Source organism: Corynebacterium tuberculostearicum, from assembly GCF_022347235.1.
In the GTDB taxonomy this organism is placed as follows: Bacteria; Actinomycetota; Actinomycetes; order Mycobacteriales; family Mycobacteriaceae; genus Corynebacterium; species Corynebacterium tuberculostearicum_F.
On sequence record NZ_JAKRDX010000002.1, the window covers coordinates 67,725 to 85,596 of the forward strand.

General features: G+C 59.7%; 18 protein-coding genes and 2 tRNA genes. 11 read left to right on the forward strand and 9 right to left on the reverse strand.

What is annotated here, in order from left to right; translation table 11 throughout:
- The first annotated feature begins 2 nt into the window (after window positions 1–2).
- From MHK09_RS01405 to MHK09_RS11770, 6 genes are all read left to right on the forward strand, one after another.
- Window positions 3–1,016 carry an ABC transporter permease gene (locus MHK09_RS01405; RefSeq protein WP_250412449.1) on the forward strand — a complete coding sequence of 338 codons (1,014 nt, stop codon included), beginning with the start codon at window positions 3–5 and terminating at the stop codon, window positions 1,014–1,016.
- Complete coding sequence (locus tag MHK09_RS01410; protein WP_250412451.1) at window positions 1,013–1,825, forward strand: ABC transporter permease; 813 nt, start codon at window positions 1,013–1,015, stop codon at window positions 1,823–1,825. The genes MHK09_RS01405 and MHK09_RS01410 overlap by 4 nt, the downstream gene beginning before the upstream one ends.
- On the forward strand, window positions 1,825–3,447 hold the full coding sequence (locus tag MHK09_RS01415) for a dipeptide ABC transporter ATP-binding protein (protein WP_250412452.1): 1,623 nt from the start codon (window positions 1,825–1,827) through the stop codon (window positions 3,445–3,447). The genes MHK09_RS01410 and MHK09_RS01415 overlap by 1 nt, the downstream gene beginning before the upstream one ends.
- Before the next feature lie 29 nt (window positions 3,448–3,476).
- On the forward strand, window positions 3,477–4,691 hold the full coding sequence (locus MHK09_RS01420) for an alkylhydroperoxidase domain protein (protein WP_250412453.1): 1,215 nt from the start codon (window positions 3,477–3,479) through the stop codon (window positions 4,689–4,691).
- A gap of 65 nt (window positions 4,692–4,756) precedes the next feature.
- The gene (locus tag MHK09_RS01425) at window positions 4,757–5,473 is read left to right on the forward strand and encodes an SDR family oxidoreductase (protein ID WP_250412454.1); all 717 of its coding nucleotides are present in this window, start codon (window positions 4,757–4,759) and stop codon (window positions 5,471–5,473) included.
- A gap of 75 nt (window positions 5,474–5,548) precedes the next feature.
- On the forward strand, window positions 5,549–6,328 hold the full coding sequence (locus MHK09_RS11770) for a GntR family transcriptional regulator (RefSeq protein ID WP_250412455.1): 780 nt from the start codon (window positions 5,549–5,551) through the stop codon (window positions 6,326–6,328).
- On the opposite strand, the gene pepN is transcribed toward MHK09_RS11770, so the two are convergent.
- Window positions 6,325–8,841: an aminopeptidase N gene (gene pepN, locus MHK09_RS01435; protein WP_250412456.1), complete on the reverse strand. Its 2,517-nt coding sequence runs from the start codon at window positions 8,839–8,841 to the stop codon at window positions 6,325–6,327. The genes MHK09_RS11770 and pepN overlap by 4 nt on opposite strands.
- Before the next feature lie 97 nt (window positions 8,842–8,938).
- On the opposite strand from pepN, the gene MHK09_RS01440 reads away from it, so the two are divergent.
- Window positions 8,939–9,562: a mycothiol-dependent nitroreductase Rv2466c family protein gene (locus MHK09_RS01440; RefSeq protein WP_179386891.1), complete on the forward strand. Its 624-nt coding sequence runs from the start codon at window positions 8,939–8,941 to the stop codon at window positions 9,560–9,562.
- Here MHK09_RS01440 and MHK09_RS01445 read toward each other — a convergent pair.
- On the reverse strand, window positions 9,559–9,963 hold the full coding sequence (locus MHK09_RS01445) for an MFS transporter (protein WP_179386890.1): 405 nt from the start codon (window positions 9,961–9,963) through the stop codon (window positions 9,559–9,561). The genes MHK09_RS01440 and MHK09_RS01445 overlap by 4 nt on opposite strands.
- A 116-nt stretch (window positions 9,964–10,079) precedes the next feature.
- On the opposite strand from MHK09_RS01445, the gene MHK09_RS01450 reads away from it, so the two are divergent.
- Window positions 10,080–10,553 carry a ribose-5-phosphate isomerase gene (locus MHK09_RS01450; protein WP_250411372.1) on the forward strand — a complete coding sequence of 158 codons (474 nt, stop codon included), beginning with the start codon at window positions 10,080–10,082 and terminating at the stop codon, window positions 10,551–10,553.
- Window positions 10,554–10,640: 87 nt separating this feature from the next.
- On the opposite strand, the gene MHK09_RS01455 is transcribed toward MHK09_RS01450, so the two are convergent.
- The 4 genes from MHK09_RS01455 to MHK09_RS01470 form a co-directional block, all read right to left on the reverse strand.
- Entirely contained in the window at window positions 10,641–11,474 is an 834-nt protein-coding gene (locus MHK09_RS01455; RefSeq protein ID WP_198491949.1) for an aldo/keto reductase, read from the reverse strand.
- An 18-nt stretch (window positions 11,475–11,492) separates the two neighbouring features.
- Window positions 11,493–12,125: a hypothetical protein gene (locus tag MHK09_RS01460; protein WP_250412457.1), complete on the reverse strand. Its 633-nt coding sequence runs from the start codon at window positions 12,123–12,125 to the stop codon at window positions 11,493–11,495.
- 181 nt (window positions 12,126–12,306) lie between these two features.
- Window positions 12,307–12,999: a nitroreductase family protein gene (locus MHK09_RS01465; RefSeq protein WP_005324042.1), complete on the reverse strand. Its 693-nt coding sequence runs from the start codon at window positions 12,997–12,999 to the stop codon at window positions 12,307–12,309.
- 105 nt (window positions 13,000–13,104) lie between these two features.
- Window positions 13,105–13,179 (reverse strand) — tRNA-Gly (locus tag MHK09_RS01470).
- A gap of 122 nt (window positions 13,180–13,301) precedes the next feature.
- Between MHK09_RS01470 and MHK09_RS01475 the strand changes: the two genes are divergently transcribed.
- From MHK09_RS01475 to tig, 3 genes are all read left to right on the forward strand, one after another.
- Window positions 13,302–14,126, forward strand: a complete 825-nt coding sequence (locus MHK09_RS01475; protein ID WP_179386888.1) for a flagellar basal body-associated FliL family protein — start codon at window positions 13,302–13,304, stop codon at window positions 14,124–14,126.
- A gap of 134 nt (window positions 14,127–14,260) precedes the next feature.
- Window positions 14,261–14,334 (forward strand) — tRNA-Pro (locus tag MHK09_RS01480).
- Between the two features lie 90 nt (window positions 14,335–14,424).
- On the forward strand, window positions 14,425–15,783 hold the full coding sequence (gene tig / locus MHK09_RS01485; protein ID WP_005324044.1) for a trigger factor: 1,359 nt from the start codon (window positions 14,425–14,427) through the stop codon (window positions 15,781–15,783).
- 173 nt (window positions 15,784–15,956) lie between these two features.
- Here tig and MHK09_RS01490 read toward each other — a convergent pair whose 3' ends face one another.
- From MHK09_RS01490 to nrdF, 3 genes are read right to left on the reverse strand one after another with little or no spacing between them, the layout of a single operon-like run.
- Window positions 15,957–16,538 carry an NADPH-dependent FMN reductase gene (locus MHK09_RS01490; RefSeq protein WP_250412458.1) on the reverse strand — a complete coding sequence of 194 codons (582 nt, stop codon included), beginning with the start codon at window positions 16,536–16,538 and terminating at the stop codon, window positions 15,957–15,959.
- 39 nt (window positions 16,539–16,577) lie between these two features.
- Window positions 16,578–16,853 carry a hypothetical protein gene (locus MHK09_RS01495; protein WP_005324046.1) on the reverse strand — a complete coding sequence of 92 codons (276 nt, stop codon included), beginning with the start codon at window positions 16,851–16,853 and terminating at the stop codon, window positions 16,578–16,580.
- Window positions 16,834–17,859: a class 1b ribonucleoside-diphosphate reductase subunit beta gene (gene nrdF, locus MHK09_RS01500; protein WP_005324047.1), complete on the reverse strand. Its 1,026-nt coding sequence runs from the start codon at window positions 17,857–17,859 to the stop codon at window positions 16,834–16,836. Before nrdF ends, MHK09_RS01495 begins: the two co-directional genes overlap by 20 nt.
- Window positions 17,860–17,872: the final 13 nt, after the last annotated feature.

The window sequence follows — 17,872 nt, forward strand, 5'->3', positions numbered from 1 at the left end:
CCATGAGCCTGAAAACTATTGCCCTGCGCATCGGCCAAGCCGTGCTTGTTATCTGGGCAACCTTCACCCTTTCTTTCATCCTCCTGGCAGCACTGCCTGGTGACGCCGTCGCGACCCGCTATGACAACCCCAACTTGGGGCTCAACGCCGAACAGCTGGCCGCCATCCGCGAGGTTTATGGCGCCGATGAGCCGATCTTAAGCCGCTACTTCAGCGCGCTCGGCGGATTCCTCACCGGTGATTTCGGCTTTTCCGTCGCCACCGGTACCGCCGTATCGGAGATGCTGGCAGATGCCCTTCCCTCCACGCTGGCGCTGGCGGTCTTCGCCTTCCTCGTAGGCGTGGTTCTGGCCTTCGTGGTGGCTATTGTCTCCACCTTCGGCCCATTTTCTTGGCTGCGCAGTTTCTTCCGCAGCCTGCCTTCCGTGATGGTTTCCCTGCCCACCTTCTGGATCGGCATCATTTTGATCCAGATTTTCTCCTTTGGCTTGGGCTGGGTGCCGGTCATCGGCGCGAGCGACGCCCAAAGCCTCATCCTGCCGGTAATTACCCTGGCTATCTTCGTGGCCGCGCCGCTGGCGCAGGTGCTGCTGCGCTCCATCGATGAGGTCATGGATATGTCCTTCGTGCAGGTGGTGCGCGCCAAGGGTGCTAGCGGTGCCTGGTTGTTGTGGCGCAACGTCCTGCGCAACGCGCTGCTGCCGGCGCTGACCATGGCCGGCCTTACCTTTGGTGAGCTCGTCGGCGGTTCCGTGGTGACGGAGGCGGTCTTTGCCCGCCACGGCATTGGTGCGCTGACCGTAGATGCGGTGGCTAACCGCGATACCTCGGTGCTACTGGCCATCGTGGTGCTGGCCGCCGCCGTCTTCGTCCTTATCAATCTGCTTGTGGACCTGCTCTACCCAGTGCTTGACGTGCGCCTGCGCGAGCGCGAGCACGAGACTGCATCTAGCTCCGCCACCGCTGCCACCACCGCCGATACCACCGCAACGAACGAGAAGAAGGTCCAAGCATGAAGCTTAAATCCACACAGCTGAAGCTCACCCCGGGCACCATCATCTCGCTGATTGTGCTGGGCCTGGCGGTGCTCTGCGCGCTGTTCCCCCAACTTTTTACCTCCCAGAACCCTAACCAGGGCGGGGATACCACGGCACTGCTGCAACCCAGCTTCCAGCACTGGTTCGGCACCGATGCCGTCGGCCGCGATCTCTATACCCGCGTGGTCTATGGCGCGCGCCAATCCCTACTAGGCGCGCTGCTTGCCGTCCTCTTCGGCCTCATCGTCGGTACCATCTTGGGCATCATCGCCGGCGTGCGCCGCGGCTGGGTCGATGCCGTCATCATGCGCATCGTGGACGTGCTGCTGTCCATCCCCGGACTCTTGCTCTCCCTGTCCGTCATCATCGTGCTGGGCCACGGCATTTTCAATGCCGCCATCGCCGTAGGTATTACCTCGGTGGCCACCTTTGCGCGCCTGGCACGCTCCCAGGTGCTTAGCGTGGCCGGCTCCGATTTCGTCGAGGCTGCCTATGGCTCCGGCGGTTCTTCCTTCCAGGTGCTCGTGCGTCATATTCTTCCCAATTCACTCACCGCGGTCTTCGCTGTAGCAGCCCTGCAATTTGGCCTGGCCATTTTGCAGCTAGCCACCCTAGGCTTCCTGGGCTATGGCGCACCGCCCCCAACCCCGGAGTGGGGTCTTCTCATCTCTGAATCGCGCGATTACATCGCCACGGCCGGCTGGTTGACCATCGCCCCGGGCATTGTGATCGTCGCCGTGGTCCTCGCGGCCAACCACCTCAGCCAGACACTGCGAAAGGCGGCCTAATGTCCCTGCTTAGCATTAGTGATCTATCCATTACCTACCGCACCGCGCACGGTGAGGTAGAAGCGGTAAGCGGCATTGAGCTCGAGGTAAACCCTGGCGAGATGACCGCCATCGTGGGCGAGTCCGGTTCCGGCAAGTCCACCTCCGCCATGGCCACCATCGGCCTGCTGCCAGACAATGCGTCGATCGTTTCTGGCACCATTACTTTCGACGGCCGCGACGTCACCCAGTATTCCCAAAAGCAGTGGCGGGAGCTGCGTGGTCGCCGCATTGGACTTATTCCGCAGGACCCCAATAACTCGCTTAACCCGCTCAAGACCATCGGCGCCTCGGTGGAGGAGGGCATGGCCATCCACGGGCAGGGCGATAAGGCCTCCCGGAAGAAGCGTGCACTGGAGCTTTTGGAGCGCGTGGGCATTGATGATCCGCAGCGCCGCTATCACCAGTACCCGCATGAGCTATCCGGCGGCATGAAGCAGCGCGTGCTCATTGCCGCGGCCGTGGCATTGGAGCCGGAGCTCATCATCGCTGATGAGCCTACCTCCGCGCTCGATGTCACCGTGCAGAAGATCATCCTGGACCTCCTGGATGAGATGCGCGAAGAGCTCACCATGGGCATCCTTTTCATTACCCATGATCTGGCCGTGGCGGGCGACCGCGCCAATAACATCGTGGTCATGGAAAAGGGCACCGTCCGCGAGTCGGGCGTTGCTGCCCGCGTCCTCACCGACCCCCAGCACGCCTACTCCAAGCGCCTGCTTGCCGACGCCCCCTCGCTCACCGCCCCCACTTCCTCCCAGGCCGCATCTCCCGTGCGGGCAGCCGCGCCTGCGCAACGCGAAACCTTGCTCGAGGTGGAGGGGCTGAGCCAACGCTTCGGGGATTTCACCGCGGTGGAGGACATCAACTTTTCCGTGGCCCGCGGCACCACCCATGCATTGGTGGGGGAATCTGGCTCCGGTAAGACCACCACCGGCCGCGCCATTTCCCTGTTGAGCACGCCCACCTCCGGCAGCATTCGCTTGGGTGGGGAGGACATCAGCTCCGCCCGTGGCAAGCGCCGTCGCGAGCTGCGCCGTTCGATCCAGATGGTTTACCAAAATCCCTTTGGCTCGCTGGATCCGCGCTTGAGCATCGGCGATACCATCGCCGAACCGGTGCGCAATTTCACCGGCGCTTCCAAGCGGGATGCGCGTGCCAAAGCACGCGAATTTCTTGATTTGGTGGCCTTGGATTCTTCCATGGCTTCCCGCCGTCCCCGCGAACTCTCCGGTGGTCAACGCCAGCGCGTGGCCATCGCCCGCGCCATGATCATTGAGCCCGATCTTGTGGTGCTCGATGAGGCCGTGTCCGCGCTCGACGTCACCGTGCAGGCGCAGATCCTGCGGCTGCTCGACGAGTTGCAGCGCGAGCTGGAGCTTACCTATATCTTCATCTCCCACGATCTGGCGGTAGTTAACCAAATCTCCGATACCGTTTCCGTGCTCTCCCACGGCACGCAGGTGGAATCCGGACCTACCGCGCAGGTCTTTGCGCATCCGGAAACCGAGTACACGCGCCAGCTAATTGACGCCATCCCAGGCTCCCGCTATCGTGCCGGAGACCTAAACTTGGGGCTATAACCGCGCCCCAGAAAGGTTGGACTGAGAATATGACCGACATTATTAATGAGCTCTCCCACGCCAGCGCCGAGGTGCAACAGCTGCGCCGTGCGCGCCATGATGCGCAGGACAATGCGCAGCTGAGCTTTAGCGCTTTGCTCGAGCCGGCAGAGCCAGGCGAGTTCTCCTATACGGAGCGCTATGCCGTGGCGGCTTTTACCGCTGCAATCTACCAGGCGAGCGAGGCTGCGGATTTCTACTTCGACTTGCTGGAAGATGAGGCCGACGAGGACCTTGTTGCCGCCGTGCGCGCCGCGAGCCAGCGCGGTGTGTCCACCGGCCCATATCACCAGGGCGATTTCCTTATCTTCGGCGATACCGCCGTGGAAGCCGCGCTGGGCACGCGCCTAGCTGCGGCCTTCGATTGGGCGCACCTTCTGGCTTTCCACCCCAAGGATGCCTCCCCGCAGGCGATCGGACACCTCGATGCCGCAGGATGGTCCGCCACGGATATCGTCAGCCTGTCCCAGCTGGTGGCATTTTTGGCCTTCCAGCTGCGCGTGGTCCACGGCCTGCGCGTACTTTCTGGCGAGGATTCTGCATCCCACCCCGCAGCCGAGCGCGCTGCCGGCGTGGCCGATCCGGGTTGGGAGGTTACTGCGAATACGCTGCAGCCCGATACCGTGCTGCCGGACCACTTTGTCAACCACTCCCTGGGCTGGAAGCCCTGGGTAGAGGCGCTGGCGAAGGAGGATTTCACTGCGGTGCATACCGATGCCCTCATCAAGCCCGAGCGCATCGATTCCGAGTACTTCCGCTTGCTCGCCCGCGACCCCGCTGCTTTGAAGGCGCGCACGCTGACTGACCTAGACATCTTCTATAACACCGAAGGTGGCCTCTCCCGTGCGGACCGCGAGCTTGCCGCTACTGTGGCTTCGCGCTACAACGGCTGCGAGTACTGTGCCTCCGTGCACCAGGCGCGGTGCGTCCAGGAGGGCGGCGACCGTGAAATCGTAGACCGCCTCTTGGACGAGGGTATCGACGCCGACCTTGGCTCAAAGGAATGGGATCTTATCCGTCGTGCCGCCGTGGCGCTGACGGAATCCCCGTTCGCCTTCGATGCGGCACTATGCGCAGACCTGCGTGCGGCCGGATTCGATGATCAATCCATTCTGGACCTCATCTACGCTTCCTCCTTCTTCAACTGGGCTAATCGTTTGATGCTCACCCTGGGCCAGCCGGACGTGCCTAAGCGCTTCCGTTAATCGGCTACCGCCGGTGACTAGTTCGGAGCGGCGCTGAAAGCAAAGGATCCCTAAGATGGGGCGGCATGACTGATACAAAGAACGCCACCGCACCAGCACACTCGGAGAGCGAAGCCCCGCAGAAAGTCGCCGTCGTCACCGGCGCTACCGGCGGCATGGGCCGCGAAATCATCGCTGACCTAGCCGGTGATTACCACGTGTACGCACTGGGACGTAGCGCAGCGGAACTGCCTGAATCGGACTCCATTACGCCGGTGGCCATCGACCTCGTCGCCGGCCTCGATGAAGGCATGAAGCTGCCGGAGCTAGACCGCGTGGACGTGCTCGTCCACGCTGCTGCACGGGCTACTAAGTACTCCGTGGAGGAAGCCACGCCGGAAAATTGGCGCGCCCATATGGACCTCAACGTGCACGCCACTGCTGAGCTGACCCGCGCCTTGCTGCCGCAGTTGCGCAAGGCGGAGGGCACCGTGGTCTTTATTAACTCTGGCGCTGGACGCCACAGCTACGGCGATAACGTCATCTACGCGGCGACCAAGCACGCGTTGTATGCACTCGCCGATGGACTGCGCATCTCCGAGCCGGGAATCCGCGTATCCACCGTGGCTCCGGGGCCTACCGATACCCCGATGCTTAAGGGGTTGCAGGATTATGATCCCTCCCAGGTTATTGCCCCGGCTGAGGTGGCTCGTGCCATTCGTACCGTGGTAGAGGCAGGCCCTACCACCCAGCTGACGGAAATCCAGGTCAGGCCGCGAATCGAGTTACATCTGCGCAAGTAGGAACGCAAGTAGTGGTAATGGACATCACACATTAATGGGGTTGGTTTCCAGGGGTGTCCATTACACTCGGGGGCTGTGACTTCCCAAAGCCGAAAACGGCCCGCCTATCTCCGTATCTCGGATGCCCTACGCGACAAGATCGAACGCAATGAATTAGAACCCGGTCAGAAATTTCCTACCGAACGCGAATTGGTCCGGGAATTTCATGTTGCGCGCATGACCGTGCGCCATGCCTTAGACATTTTGGAAGTCGAAGGCCTCATCGACCGACGCCGCGGGCGCAGTGGTGGCACCTACGTGCGCACGGTTCCCCCTACACTGAGCCTGACCAACAAGGACAATATCGTCACCCAGCTGCGCGAGCGCGGGCACGACACCGCCGTGCGCGTGGTCTCCGTTAACAAGGCCCACGTGCCCAAGCATGTGGCAGCGGTCCTGGATGTTAGCGATTCCACCTTTGCGTGGGATATCAAGCGCGTCTATACCGTCGATGGCAAGCCCGTCATCCTTTCGCGCTATACCATCCCGGTAGAGATGGCTCCCGATCTCAATCAGCACGATCTGCGCGAGCCCATCATGGAAATCTTGGCCGGCTATAGCCTCAAGCCCGTCTTTAAGCGCGAGAGCATGCGTGCCGCTACCGCTCGTACCGAAGAGCAGAAACTATTGCACGTGAGCCGATCGCACCCGCTGCTTCGGTTCGTGCGGCTGCTAAAGACTAAATCGGGCGCGGTCTTTGCCTATATTGAAGAGTCGCTGCGCTCTGATATCGCCAACGTCGAGGTGGTCCTGGGTGAGGATCCCGCGCCGCAACCCCTACCGGGCCAGGGCAACGGCGCGGGAAAGTCGGCTTAGCTAGCGTCTACCTGGCGGTTGCGCAGCGCGCGGGCCACGCGGTCACGCTGCTCGGTGACCGTACGGCGCAGGCCACCCGGCAGATCCTTCTTCAAGAAAGCATCGGCGCGGTCCAAGCCCTTGTGCGTGATATCCCAGGAAGGGAAGAGTCCCGTCACGGTGGTCAGTGCCACCTCGGAGGATTGGGAAGACCATACCTTTTCTGCGATATCGAAGAACTCCGCGGTGGGCAGGAATTCATCGCTATGCGGGTAGAGCAGGCCTTCCAGCTTGGAGGTGAGCTCGCGGTTGGTGAGATTTCCCGCCACGATTTCTTCCCATACCGCCTGCTTGTTCTCGGCGGTTGCCACGGCTGCGCGGGCACGCAGGGAAGAGTAGTAGCCGGTGGCGGAATTATCGCGCTCCAGTTGCGCTTCCGCGGCAGCGGGGACGTCTTCTACCGCGCCATCGGCGGCAAGTGCCGCCAGTGCGGACCAGCGCAGCCCCGCATCCGCGGAGGACTCGAGCACGCCGCGCAGATAGTCGCGCGCACTATCGTGCAGGCGAATCTTCGCCAGCGCCTGGGTGCAGATGATGGAGCGCTGGGCATCGGTGCTGTGGGCGCCGTCGAGGAGGGCGTCGGCAAGCAGGGTGCTCTGAGCCGCCCACTGTGGATCGGCATAGTTCTTCAGCGCGCTAGAGGCCTGCAGGACAATGCGTTCGAGGACGGCGAGCTCCGTCTCCGCCTGCATGCCGCGGGCAACCAGCTGGATGAAATCGCGGGCGCGCATAGTACCGGCGCGGGTCATCTCCCAAGCGGTAGACCAGCACAGGGTGCGGGCCATGGGATCGGCGAACTTATCAATATTATCCAGCAGGAAGTGCAGGGAACCCGCGTCCAGCTCGATGAGGCAATAGGTCAGGTCATCGTCGTTGGGCAGCAGGAAATCAATGTCTGCCAACTGGCGGCCGATGAGCTCTGGAATCTCGGTGGAAGCGCCATCGATATCCATCTCGATGCGATCGGTGCGCACCACATTGCCGTCCTGCAGGTTATACAGGCCTACCGCCACGCGGTGGGTGCGCAGGGTATCGCCGGCCTGGGTGAGGTAAGCATGGGTAATCGTGCCGGACTCATCCGCATTGAGCGCCACGCTGAGCGTATTGATGCCGGAGGTCTTGAGCCACTGCTTCGCCCAGAAGGAAAGGTCGCGGCCGGAGGCCTCTTCCAGGTGGCGCAATAAATCATCAAAGGTGGCATTGCCCCATGCATGGGCGGCGAAGTGGCGGCGCACACCAGCCAGGAAGTTCTCGCGGCCGACATAAGCCTGCAGCTGCTTCAGCACTGAAGCGCCCTTGGCGTAAGTGATGCCATCGAAGTTTTGCTCCACCGTTTCGATATCGCTGGCATCGGTGGAAATCGGGTGGGTGGTCGGCAGCTGATCCTGCTGATAGGCCCAGGACTTTTCCACATTGGCAAAGGTTACCCACGCGGTATCGTATTCGGTTTCCTCCGCCTGGGAGATGGCAGCGGACCAGGTGGCAAAGGACTCATTGAGCCACAAATCGTCCCACCACTGCATCGTGACCAAGTCACCGAACCACATATGCGCCAATTCGTGCAGGACGGTATCGGCGCGGCGCTCATATTTATAGTGCGTGGCTTGGGAAGTAAAGACGTACTCATCGCGGATGGTGACGCAGCCGGCATTTTCCATCGCGCCGGCGTTGAATTCCGGTACGAAAATTTGGTCATACTTGCCAAAGGGGTAGGGGAAACCGAAGTTGCGGTGGTAGAAATCAAAGCCCTGCTTGGTCTCCGTGAACAGGCGCTCAGCATCCAGTGCGTGGGCGAGCGAAGCGCGGCAGTAGATGCCGAGTGGCACCTCGAGCTTTTGGGCCGGCTTGCCCTCTGGGTGTGCGGTCAGCTCGCCGCGCCAGGTATCGGTGACCTCGTGGTACGGTCCGGCGCAGAGGGCCACCAGGTAGGTGGACAACGGGTAGTCAATAGCCGTGCTGGCTACATCGCCTTCCCAGCTGACCGGGCCATTGCTAATGATGGTCCACTCTTCGGGCGCCTTGAAATGCAGCGCGTAGGTGGCCTTCATATCCGGCTGGTCAAAGCAGGCGAAGACGCGCTTGGCATCGGCAGTTTCAAACTGGGTATAAAGGTAGACCTTGTCATCGGCGGGGTCTACAAAGCGGTGCAGGCCCTCACCGGTGCGGGAATACGGGATCGTGGCGGTGACTTCTAGCGTGTAATCGGCTACCTGGAGGCCAGACAATGGAATGCCATAGGCGGGGTTATAGGAAGCAGTGGGCAGGGGATTGCCGTTGAGGCGTACCTCCTGGATTTCTTCGGCGCGCAGATCGATAAAAGTCGAGCCGATCTCCTGCGAGGTAAAGCTCACCTTCGTGGTGGACAGGAAGTGGGTGTCTGAATACTTGAGGTCTAAAGTGACGTCGTAGTGGTTCACCTCGATCATTCGGGAGCGTTGAACCGCTTCCTCGCGAGTCAGGTTTATAGAGGTCATGGCCTATATTCTCCTTCTAAGCCGAAAATAGTTCTGCATCCACAGTAGTCGTGCACCTAGGCTGGTGGGGCAAACTTTTTCAATCAAAGGAGTATTCATGGCTGACGCAGTAAAGTTCTGGTTCGACGTATCCTGCCCCTTCGCGTGGGCCACCTCGCGCTGGATTAAGGAAGTAGAAAAGGTGCGCGACATCGAGGTCGAGTTCGAGCCGATGTCCCTGTCCGTGCTCAATGACGGCCGCGATCTGGACTCCAACTACATGGACATGATGAAGGCTAACTGGGGCCCAGCCCGCGTTTTTGCCAAGGTCAAGGCCGAGCGCCCTGAGAAGGTAGACGAGCTCTACACCGCAATGGGCACCCTGATTCACGCCAAGGGCAACGGTATGCGCACCGGCTTTGGCGCCTATGATGACATCATCGCCCAAGCCCTAGCGGAGGTGGACCTCCCAGCAGAGTTCGCCGAGGTAGCCAATACCGAGGACTATGACGAGAAGCTGCGCGAGTACCACCACAACGGCATTTCCGCTGTGGGCGATGAGGTAGGCACCCCGGTTATCAAGCTGGGCGAGACCGCCTTCTTTGGCCCAGTTATTACCCGCATCCCTACCGGGGAAGAAGCAGGCGAGCTTTTCGACGCCTCCCTGCGCCTTGCCCAGTACCCCTACTTCTTCGAGCTCAAGCGCTCCCGCACCGAGATGCCGCAGGTGGAGGAAAACTAAGCGTTTTTCTCACGTCGGCGCAGCTGAATCGCGGCGCCGACGCACAGTGCGATGGTCAGTGGGGTCAAAATAAGTGCCGGCAGACCCGCGATATTGATAACGGGAAGCTCCATGCCGGCCTGAAACTCCTCCCACGCGACAAGTACCCAGGAAGCCCACGAGGCCCCAGCGAGAAGCGCGATAATGCCGGCCGCAACTGCGCCCCCATTGGCCCGCGGATTCCCTCGCACCTTCTGCGCAATCCACCAGATGCCCAAACCTACGTGGGCCAATGTCGCAAGGATGCTGGCGATAAGCGGGAGGAGGAAGCCGCCGCCGCCAGCTACCATAATGCCTAGCATGATGAGGTAGACGAGAAGGGTCCCGCCGTATAGCGCGAGGATCCGTGTGTTGATAGGCATTGCTTTCCTTTCTTATCGCGATAGTGCTTGTCCGCGAGCCTATCAGGAATATGTAATGCGAAATAGGGTGAGCGCTAAGCCTCCTCAAGGCGCGCCGGGCCGGTAGGATGTGGGCCATGCGCGTTTATCTAGGAGCAGACCACGCAGGTTTCGAAACCAAGAACCTGATTGCTGAACACCTCACCAAGCAGGGCCACGAAGTCATTGACTGCGGCGCCCATACCTACGATGCCGAGGATGATTACCCGGCCTTTTGCATCGAAGCGGCACAACGCACCGTCAATGACCCAGGCTCCCTGGGCATCGTGCTTGGCGGCTCCGGCAACGGCGAGCAGATTGCCGCCAATAAGGTCAAGGGTGCTCGCTGCGCACTGGCGTGGTCCGCAGAGACCGCCCGCCTTGCCCGTGAGCACAACAATGCCCAGCTCATCGGCATCGGTGGCCGCATGCACTCCGAGGAGCAGGCACTGGAAATCGTCGACGCCTTCCTAGACCAAGAATGGTCCCGCGCGGAGCGCCACCAGCGCCGCATCGACATCTTGGCGGAATACGAGCGCACCGGCATCGCCCCAGAGCTGCCGGAGGCCTAAGCCACGCAAAAATAAACGCCGCGGACCAAAGTTGGTTTCGCGGCGTTTCTGTGTGCGCACCGGCCGGTTCGGCCGAGGCGCTAAGGCTTAAGCGTCATTCATGTCATTCGGGTGCGGACCGCCACGTCCCTCTTCGCCCTCATCCAGGGCGGTGATGGCAGCCATTTCGTCCTCGGTGAGCTCAAAGCCAAAGACGTCAAAATTCTCCGCGATGCGCGATGGCGTGGCGGACTTAGGGAAGAGGATGACGCCGTTTTGTAGGTGCCAACGGATGACGACCTGCGCTGGGCTGACATCGTGCGCCGCAGCGGCGTCGGTGACCTCGGGGGCATCCAAAATATCGCTCTTACCCTGCCCCAAAGGCCCCCATGCCTCAATAGCTACGGTGTGGGCGCGGAAGGCGTCCAGCTCGCGCCAGCGCTGCAGGTAAGGGTGAAGCTCGACCTGATTGACCGCCGGCTTAACGTCGGTCTTGAGCTCCAGCTGGTCCAGGTGCTCGAGCTCGAAGTTGGAGACGCCGATGGACTTCGCCTTGCCCTGCTTTTGCAACTCAATGAGCTGCTGCCAGGCTACGACGTAGTTTCCCTTCGCCGGGGTCGGCCAATGGATGAGGTAGAGATCCACATACTCTAGGCCGAGCTTGTCCAAAGATTCATCAAGTGCTGCGGCGGCATCGGTCTGGCGGTCATTCCACAGCTTGGTGGTGACAAAAAGTTCCTCGCGCGGGATGCCGGACTTGGCAATTGCCCGGCCCACGCCTTCCTCGTTGCCATAGATAGCGGCGGTATCGATATGGCGATAGCCCACGCGCAGGGCCTCGGCTACCAGCTCTTCGGTCTTATCCGGATCCATTTGGAATACGCCGAAGCCCAGCTGCGGGATGGTATTGCCGTCATTCAGGGTGATGTTAGGTACGCTCATGCGCCCCAGACTACCTGCCTACTGCAGTGGGCCGAGCGTGATGAATTTATTCCACGTCTCCCACTCATCTTGCAGGCGGGCGCGCTCGTGGGGTGGGGTAGCGGTGCCGTCGATAAGCGCGGCGTCAATCATGCGCACGCCATTGTCAAAGAACAACGCGGCGTGCCCCGAGGCGCCATGGCGCAGTACCGGAACCAAGTTCAACCCATCGAAGGACAAGCGAGCATTGGGCCGCACATCCAGCCCGGCAATGGCGGCGAGGGTAGGAGCCAAGTCAATAGGGGAGACCAGCTCGTTATTCTCCCCGTTTTCCGCCACGCCCGGCCATAGCACCGACATCGGGGCATTTCCTCCCAGCAGGGAGCAGACGGCAATAACGCCTTCAACTTGGTCGAGTTCCTCCGGGCTGGGCTGTTCTAGCAGGCGAAAGACGTCTTCACCGGCCGGTTGCGTGTCTTCGCGAACCTCATAGCCCACCCCGGCAAAAACCTCGCTGATGCGCGTGGTGGCCTGGCGCTGTGGGTACTGTCCGGTCAGAGTACCGCGGCGGGAATCCGCATAGGTTTCCGAAGGCACCCACGTGTTTTTAAAACGAACGCCGCGCAGTGCGGTCTCCGGCGCATGGTCAAAGGTCGCAAGAGTGATATCCATGGATTCAATTCTATGCTTGCCGACGCCCCCTTCGGCCAACTTTGCCTAGTGATATTGGTGAGCGGACGCTCACCGCGGCGATTCAACGATTCTGTCCCTATAAAACGCCTTTTTCGTCGACGGTCGCGGTGGTTTAGATGGACGAAATCGTTGAAAGTAGCTTGCTGATGGGGAGCTGGCTCTAATCGAGCTCCAGGTCCTCAATGCCGTGCACGGTCACGGTCTCTGACAGTGGTGCGCGACCCGGAGCCGTATTAAAGACTGGGCTAGATTCATCGGCCGTACCAAAGGTGATGGCGGTGACCAGCTTGTACTCCTCGTCCACGCCTAGGAACTCGCGTGCGGTTGGCGCAATCAAGGAAATCATGCCCTGTGGGATGCCGTGATAGCCGTGTGCTTCCAAGGAAAGCAGGAAGTTTTCGGCGTAGGTTCCCTGGTCAAAGGCGGCACGGATGCGGTCGCCCATCGGCGGGATAAAGAGAAGGACTGCATGAGGCGCGCCGAAGAACCGCAGGTTTTCGCGGACGAATTCCACGCGGCCTGCCTTGTCCTCGCGCTCAATGCCCAGTAGACCGTACATCTTGGCGGCCAGCTCTTGGGAACGCTTGGGATGGATCCCCTCACCATAATCGGTGGTGAAGTCTGGGCTGAGCCCATTGGTGTCGAATTCCTTAATAAGCGCGGCGCTGAGCTCCTTGAGCTTTTCTCCGCCCACTACGTGCACGTTCCACGGCTGGGTATTGGAATTGGAGGGTGCGGATTGAGCGTCCTCCAAAACCTGCTTGATGTCTTCTACCGGCATGGGCTCCGGCAGGAATGCGCGGGGAGAGTGGCGATTGCGGATAAATTCGGAATACTTATTGGTTGAAGTCATGCGCGCCACCCTACACTTCGTTGCACGCGTACGCCGTTTACCATGAGTAGCCAGCGATGATGGATGGAAAACAGAAAATCGCCCACCTAAAAGATGGGCGAAACGTGGAGGGAATGACGGGAATCGAACCCGCGTCTTCAGCTTGGAAGGCTGAGGTATTAGCCACTATACGACATTCCCACAGCGCGCTATTGAAACGCTGCGCCATACTTTAGCGCACGTGGGGGCAAAAATGAAAATAGGGAACTAGGCTGGCGCCTGAGTCGTTGTTATAAGCGGAACGGCCCTATCTATAGAAAGCGATGATCATAGTGGGAATTTTGCTCCTTGTGCTGGCAGTGGGCGGAGGCGCGTGGTTGATGTCCTCGCGCAACTCTCAAAAACGCCGCGAGGAACGAGAAGCACAGCAATTGGCCGATGCACAAGCCGATGCTCGCCGGTGGATTGAACGCCTGGGGGGCCAAGTAATGCAGATTTCAGGCACAGACTCTGCCTCCCAGCAGGCAATGGCCGATGCGTCCGAGCGTTTCACAGCAGCTAACTCGGCAATTTCGCGCGCCACTACCGCAAAGCAGGCGAACCTAGCGCGTGAGTCCGCCTTGGAAGGCATGCACTATGTGAATGCTGCACGCGAGATTATGGGCATGAACCCGGGACCAGAGCTGCCACCGCTCGAGGGGCAGCGCGCCGCCGGCAAGGTGACGGAAAAGCGCACCGTGGAAGCGAATGGCCAGCAGATCACTGCTTCGCCGTATGCCTCCGCGGATACCCCGAACTACTACCCAGGCGGAACCGTGGCCGGCCGTCCGGTTCCGGCGGGTTGGTATTCCCGTCCGTGGTGGGCTGATGCATTGCAGACCGGCGTGTGGATGGTTGGCTACTCCATGATGTTCAATGCCCTGTTCTCCGGCATGTCTGGCATTGGTTATTCCGCGGCCGCTGCTGAAAGCGGCGACTGGGGTGGCGGTGATGGCATGGGCGATGCCGGCGAAATGGGCGGTGACGCTGGCGATGCTGGTGACGCCGGAGACATGGGCGGCGGCGATGACGGCGGCGGCCTATTTGATGGCCTTGGCGATGGCGACGGCGGCGGATTCTTTGACGGAATGTTTGATTTCGATTTCTAGCCGCTAGGCTGTCAAAAGTGGCCTCTGTGCTGCGTTGATTCCATTAAGTGGGGGTCCGTTTAGGAGATTTAAACCGGACACGGTACACTGTCTCAGGTATGCAACGCAGCCAAGGCAACTTGGTGGCCTACATACGGGGCGTGGCGCAGTTTGGTAGCGCACCTGCTTTGGGAGCAGGGGGTCGCAGGTTCAAATCCTGTCGCCCCGACGTATGGGGGTCTGGAAATGCCCTAATAAGGATTTCCGGACCCCCTTTAAGTTTATGTACGTAAAACAATGAAGCCAGGGAGATTCACTCGTGAAGACCACCGTAGACAAGCTGAGCGATACCCGCGTTAAGCTCACCGTCAACGTTCCGTTTGCGGAGCTGGACCAGGAAATCGATCAAGCTTACGCGGCAATCGCGCAGCAGGTTTCTATTCCAGGTTTCCGTAAGGGCAAGGCACCGCGCCAGCTTATTGACGCTCGCTTCGGCCGCGGCCCCATCCTGGAGCAGGTTGTCAACGACATGCTGCCTTCCCGCTACGAGCAGGCAGTCAAGGAAAACGATCTGAAGGTCATCGGCCAGCCGGACGTTGACATTTCCAAGATCGAGGACAAGGACTTCGTGGAGTTCACCGCCGAGGTTGATATCCGCCCTGAGTTCGAGATTCCGGACTTCTCCAAGATCTCCGTTACCGTCCCGGCCCTGAAGGCTGACGAAGAGGACGTCGACAAGGCTCTGGAGGAGCTGGCAGAGCGCTTCGGTGAGCTCAAAGACACCAAGCGCAAGATGAAGACCGGCGACTACGCCATCATCGACATCACCGCTGAGATCGACGGCGAGAAGATTGAAGACGCTTCCACCGAGGGTCTTTCCTACCGCATCGGTGACGATGACCTCATCAAGGGTCTGGATACCGCCCTGCGCGGCATGAAGACCGGCGAGGATAACGAGTTCACCTCCACCATCCAGTCCGGCGAGCACAAGGACGAAGAGGCCACCATCAAGGTCCACGTTCAGCAGTCCAAGGAGCGCAAGCTGCCGGCTATGGACGATGAGTTCGCTCAGATGGCTTCTGAGTTCGACACCATGGACGAGCTGCGTGAGTCCACCAAGACCCAGGTGGAGGAGACCAAGAAGGCTGAGCAGGCTGCACAGATCCGCGATGAGGTTCTGAAGTCCGCACTGTCCGAGGTTGAATTCGAGCTGCCGCAGTCCGTAGTGGACGAGCAGGCTCACTCCCAGCTGCACCAGATCCTGGGCCAGCTGGCTCACGATGAGAAGGCACTGGCTCAGCTGCTTGAGGCACAGGGCACCTCCCGCGAAGAGTTTGATAAGCAGACTCGCGAGCAGGCAGAAGAGTCCGTCCGCACCCAGCTGTTCCTTGACGCTGTAGCAGAGAAGGAAGAGCCGGAAGTTTCCCAGCAGGAGCTGACCGACCACATCCTGTTCACCGCTCAGTCCTACGGCATGGACCCGAACCAGTTCATCCAGCAGCTGCAGTCCAACGGCCAGATCGCTAACCTCTTCTCTGACGTGCGCCGTGGCAAGGCACTGGCTGCCGCTATCTGCCGCACCACCGTCAAGGATGAAGAGGGCAACGACGTAGACGTTGACCAGTACTTCGGTGAAATCGAAGAAGAGGACGCTGCAGAAGCTTCCGAGGAGAAGTAATCTCCCGCTTGTAACGCGCTGCTGCCACATGTGTGGTGGCGAGCGCGCATGAAACCCCGGATTCAGGTAACTCAAGGATGAGCCTGAATCCGGGGTTTGTGTCATTGTGAACGCCCTCTAGGAGTCTTTGAGTACTTCGAAGAGGGCGTGATGTGTGTTGGCTGGGGATACCGCTAGCCGTTCTTGGCTCTAAAGGCCTCGTCGGTCAACTGCAGGAAGCGCATAACGTAATCCTTGACAAAGCCTGCGGTACGTTGATTGAGATGTCCGGACTCTTCGAAAAGGGTGGGGGATTGGCCCAGAAATACTTCGGGCTGACCAGGGAGCGGCATGTCGAAGTAGGACAGAGCGAGGCGAAGGTTCTTCTGTGAACTGTAGCCGCCCATGCGGCCTACAGAGTGGCTAATGATACCTGCGGGAAGGTTCTTCCATGCCACATCTGAGTTGGGTTTAGAGCCGATGTCCACTGCGTTTTTGAGGCAGGCAGGGATAGTGCGGTTGTTCTCTGGCGTAATGAAGAGGATCCCGCTCGAGTTCTTGATGGTCTCGCGAAAGGTGGTGTACTCAGCCGGAGTGGGCTTGTCCGTGACGGCGGGGTCATCGTAGTCGAAGTCATAGAGCGGCAAGTCACGGATTTCCACGATGTTTGCCTCGTAGCCTTCAGGGATCATCGTGAGCACCTCGTGTGCAATCTTGCGTGCAAATGACTCTCGGCGCAGGCTGCCGACGATAACGCTGATACGTGGGGTGGTCATGGTAAACCTTCTTTCTTAGTTGGGTGTAGGGAGACGTGGTCAAGGGAGAAAAGGCTTGCAGCCAAAGGCCGGTGGTGGGCCGGCAGCGTGGGCGGCGGTGAGGAAGCCATCTACTTTGTCTCCTTCTTCATGGCGGAAGTACAGATCGATGAGTCCTAGAAGCCCCCCGAGGACAGCCTCTCGTGCGGCGGATGTATTCAACAGCCGCATGGCTGCGGGTTGGTTTCCTTCGCGGATGGCTTCAAACAGCGCGATGGTCTCAAGCCAGCTTCCTTGGTCCGGTCGCGGAAAAGGTTTAGAAATCCCAGTCATCATCACTCGTTTCTTCAGCAGTACCAATGACATAGGAGGAACCAGATCCGGAGAAGAAGTCATGGTTCTCATCTGCTCCGGGGGCTAGGGCCGCGAGGATTTCTGGGTTCACTTCCGTTTCTTCGGGCGGGAAATAATCCGGGTAGCCCAAATTCATGAGTGCCTTATTGGCGTTATAGCGAACGAACACGGCTACATCATCCATGAGTCCCAAAGGCTCATATAGCTCGCCGGAATAGTCCAGCTCTAGTGCATAAAGCTCTTCGAGCAAAGAAATGGTGAAATCATGCATCTCCTTCTGCCGTAGCGGGGTCGTGGATTCCAGACCGCGCTGATATTTGTAACCCGAGTAGTAGCCGTGCACTGCCTTGTCACGCAGAATGAGGCGGATCATGTCTGCCGTATTTGTCAGGGTGGCGTGGACAGAAAAGTGCAAGGGAAGATAGAAACCCGCGTAGAGAAGCAGCGAGGAAAGCAACGTCGATGACACCTTGCGTTTGAGTGGATCCGGCCCAAAATAGTGCGCGAGAACTTTCTTGGCGCGTGCCTGGAGAAGGTCGTTATTCACCGCCCAGCGGTATGCTTCATCAATTTCCTTTGTACTGCTCAGGGTAGAAAACACTGAAGAGTATGAACGGGCATGGACTGACTGCATGAACGCGATGTTGGTATACACGGCCTCCTCGTGTTCGGTGCGGGCATCTTGAATCTGACAGATTTCACCCACGGTGGCCTGGACAGTATCCAGGGTGGTGAGTCCCGTGAACACCCGCATGGTGAGGTTGCGTTCCTCGGGTGTCATCTTCTGCCACGCCGGGAGATCATTAGAAAGCGGGACCTTCTCTGGCAACCAAAAGTTGGTGGTTAGACGGTTCCACACTTCAAGATCCTTGTCATCGCTCACCCGGTTCCAATTGATGGCGCGGATGCGGGCTGAAGGATCATGCCGGTAGCTCGGCGGAGTAACTGAAATGCTGGTTAGTTCAGCACTATTCGATGTTGACGACATAGCTTCTTTCTTT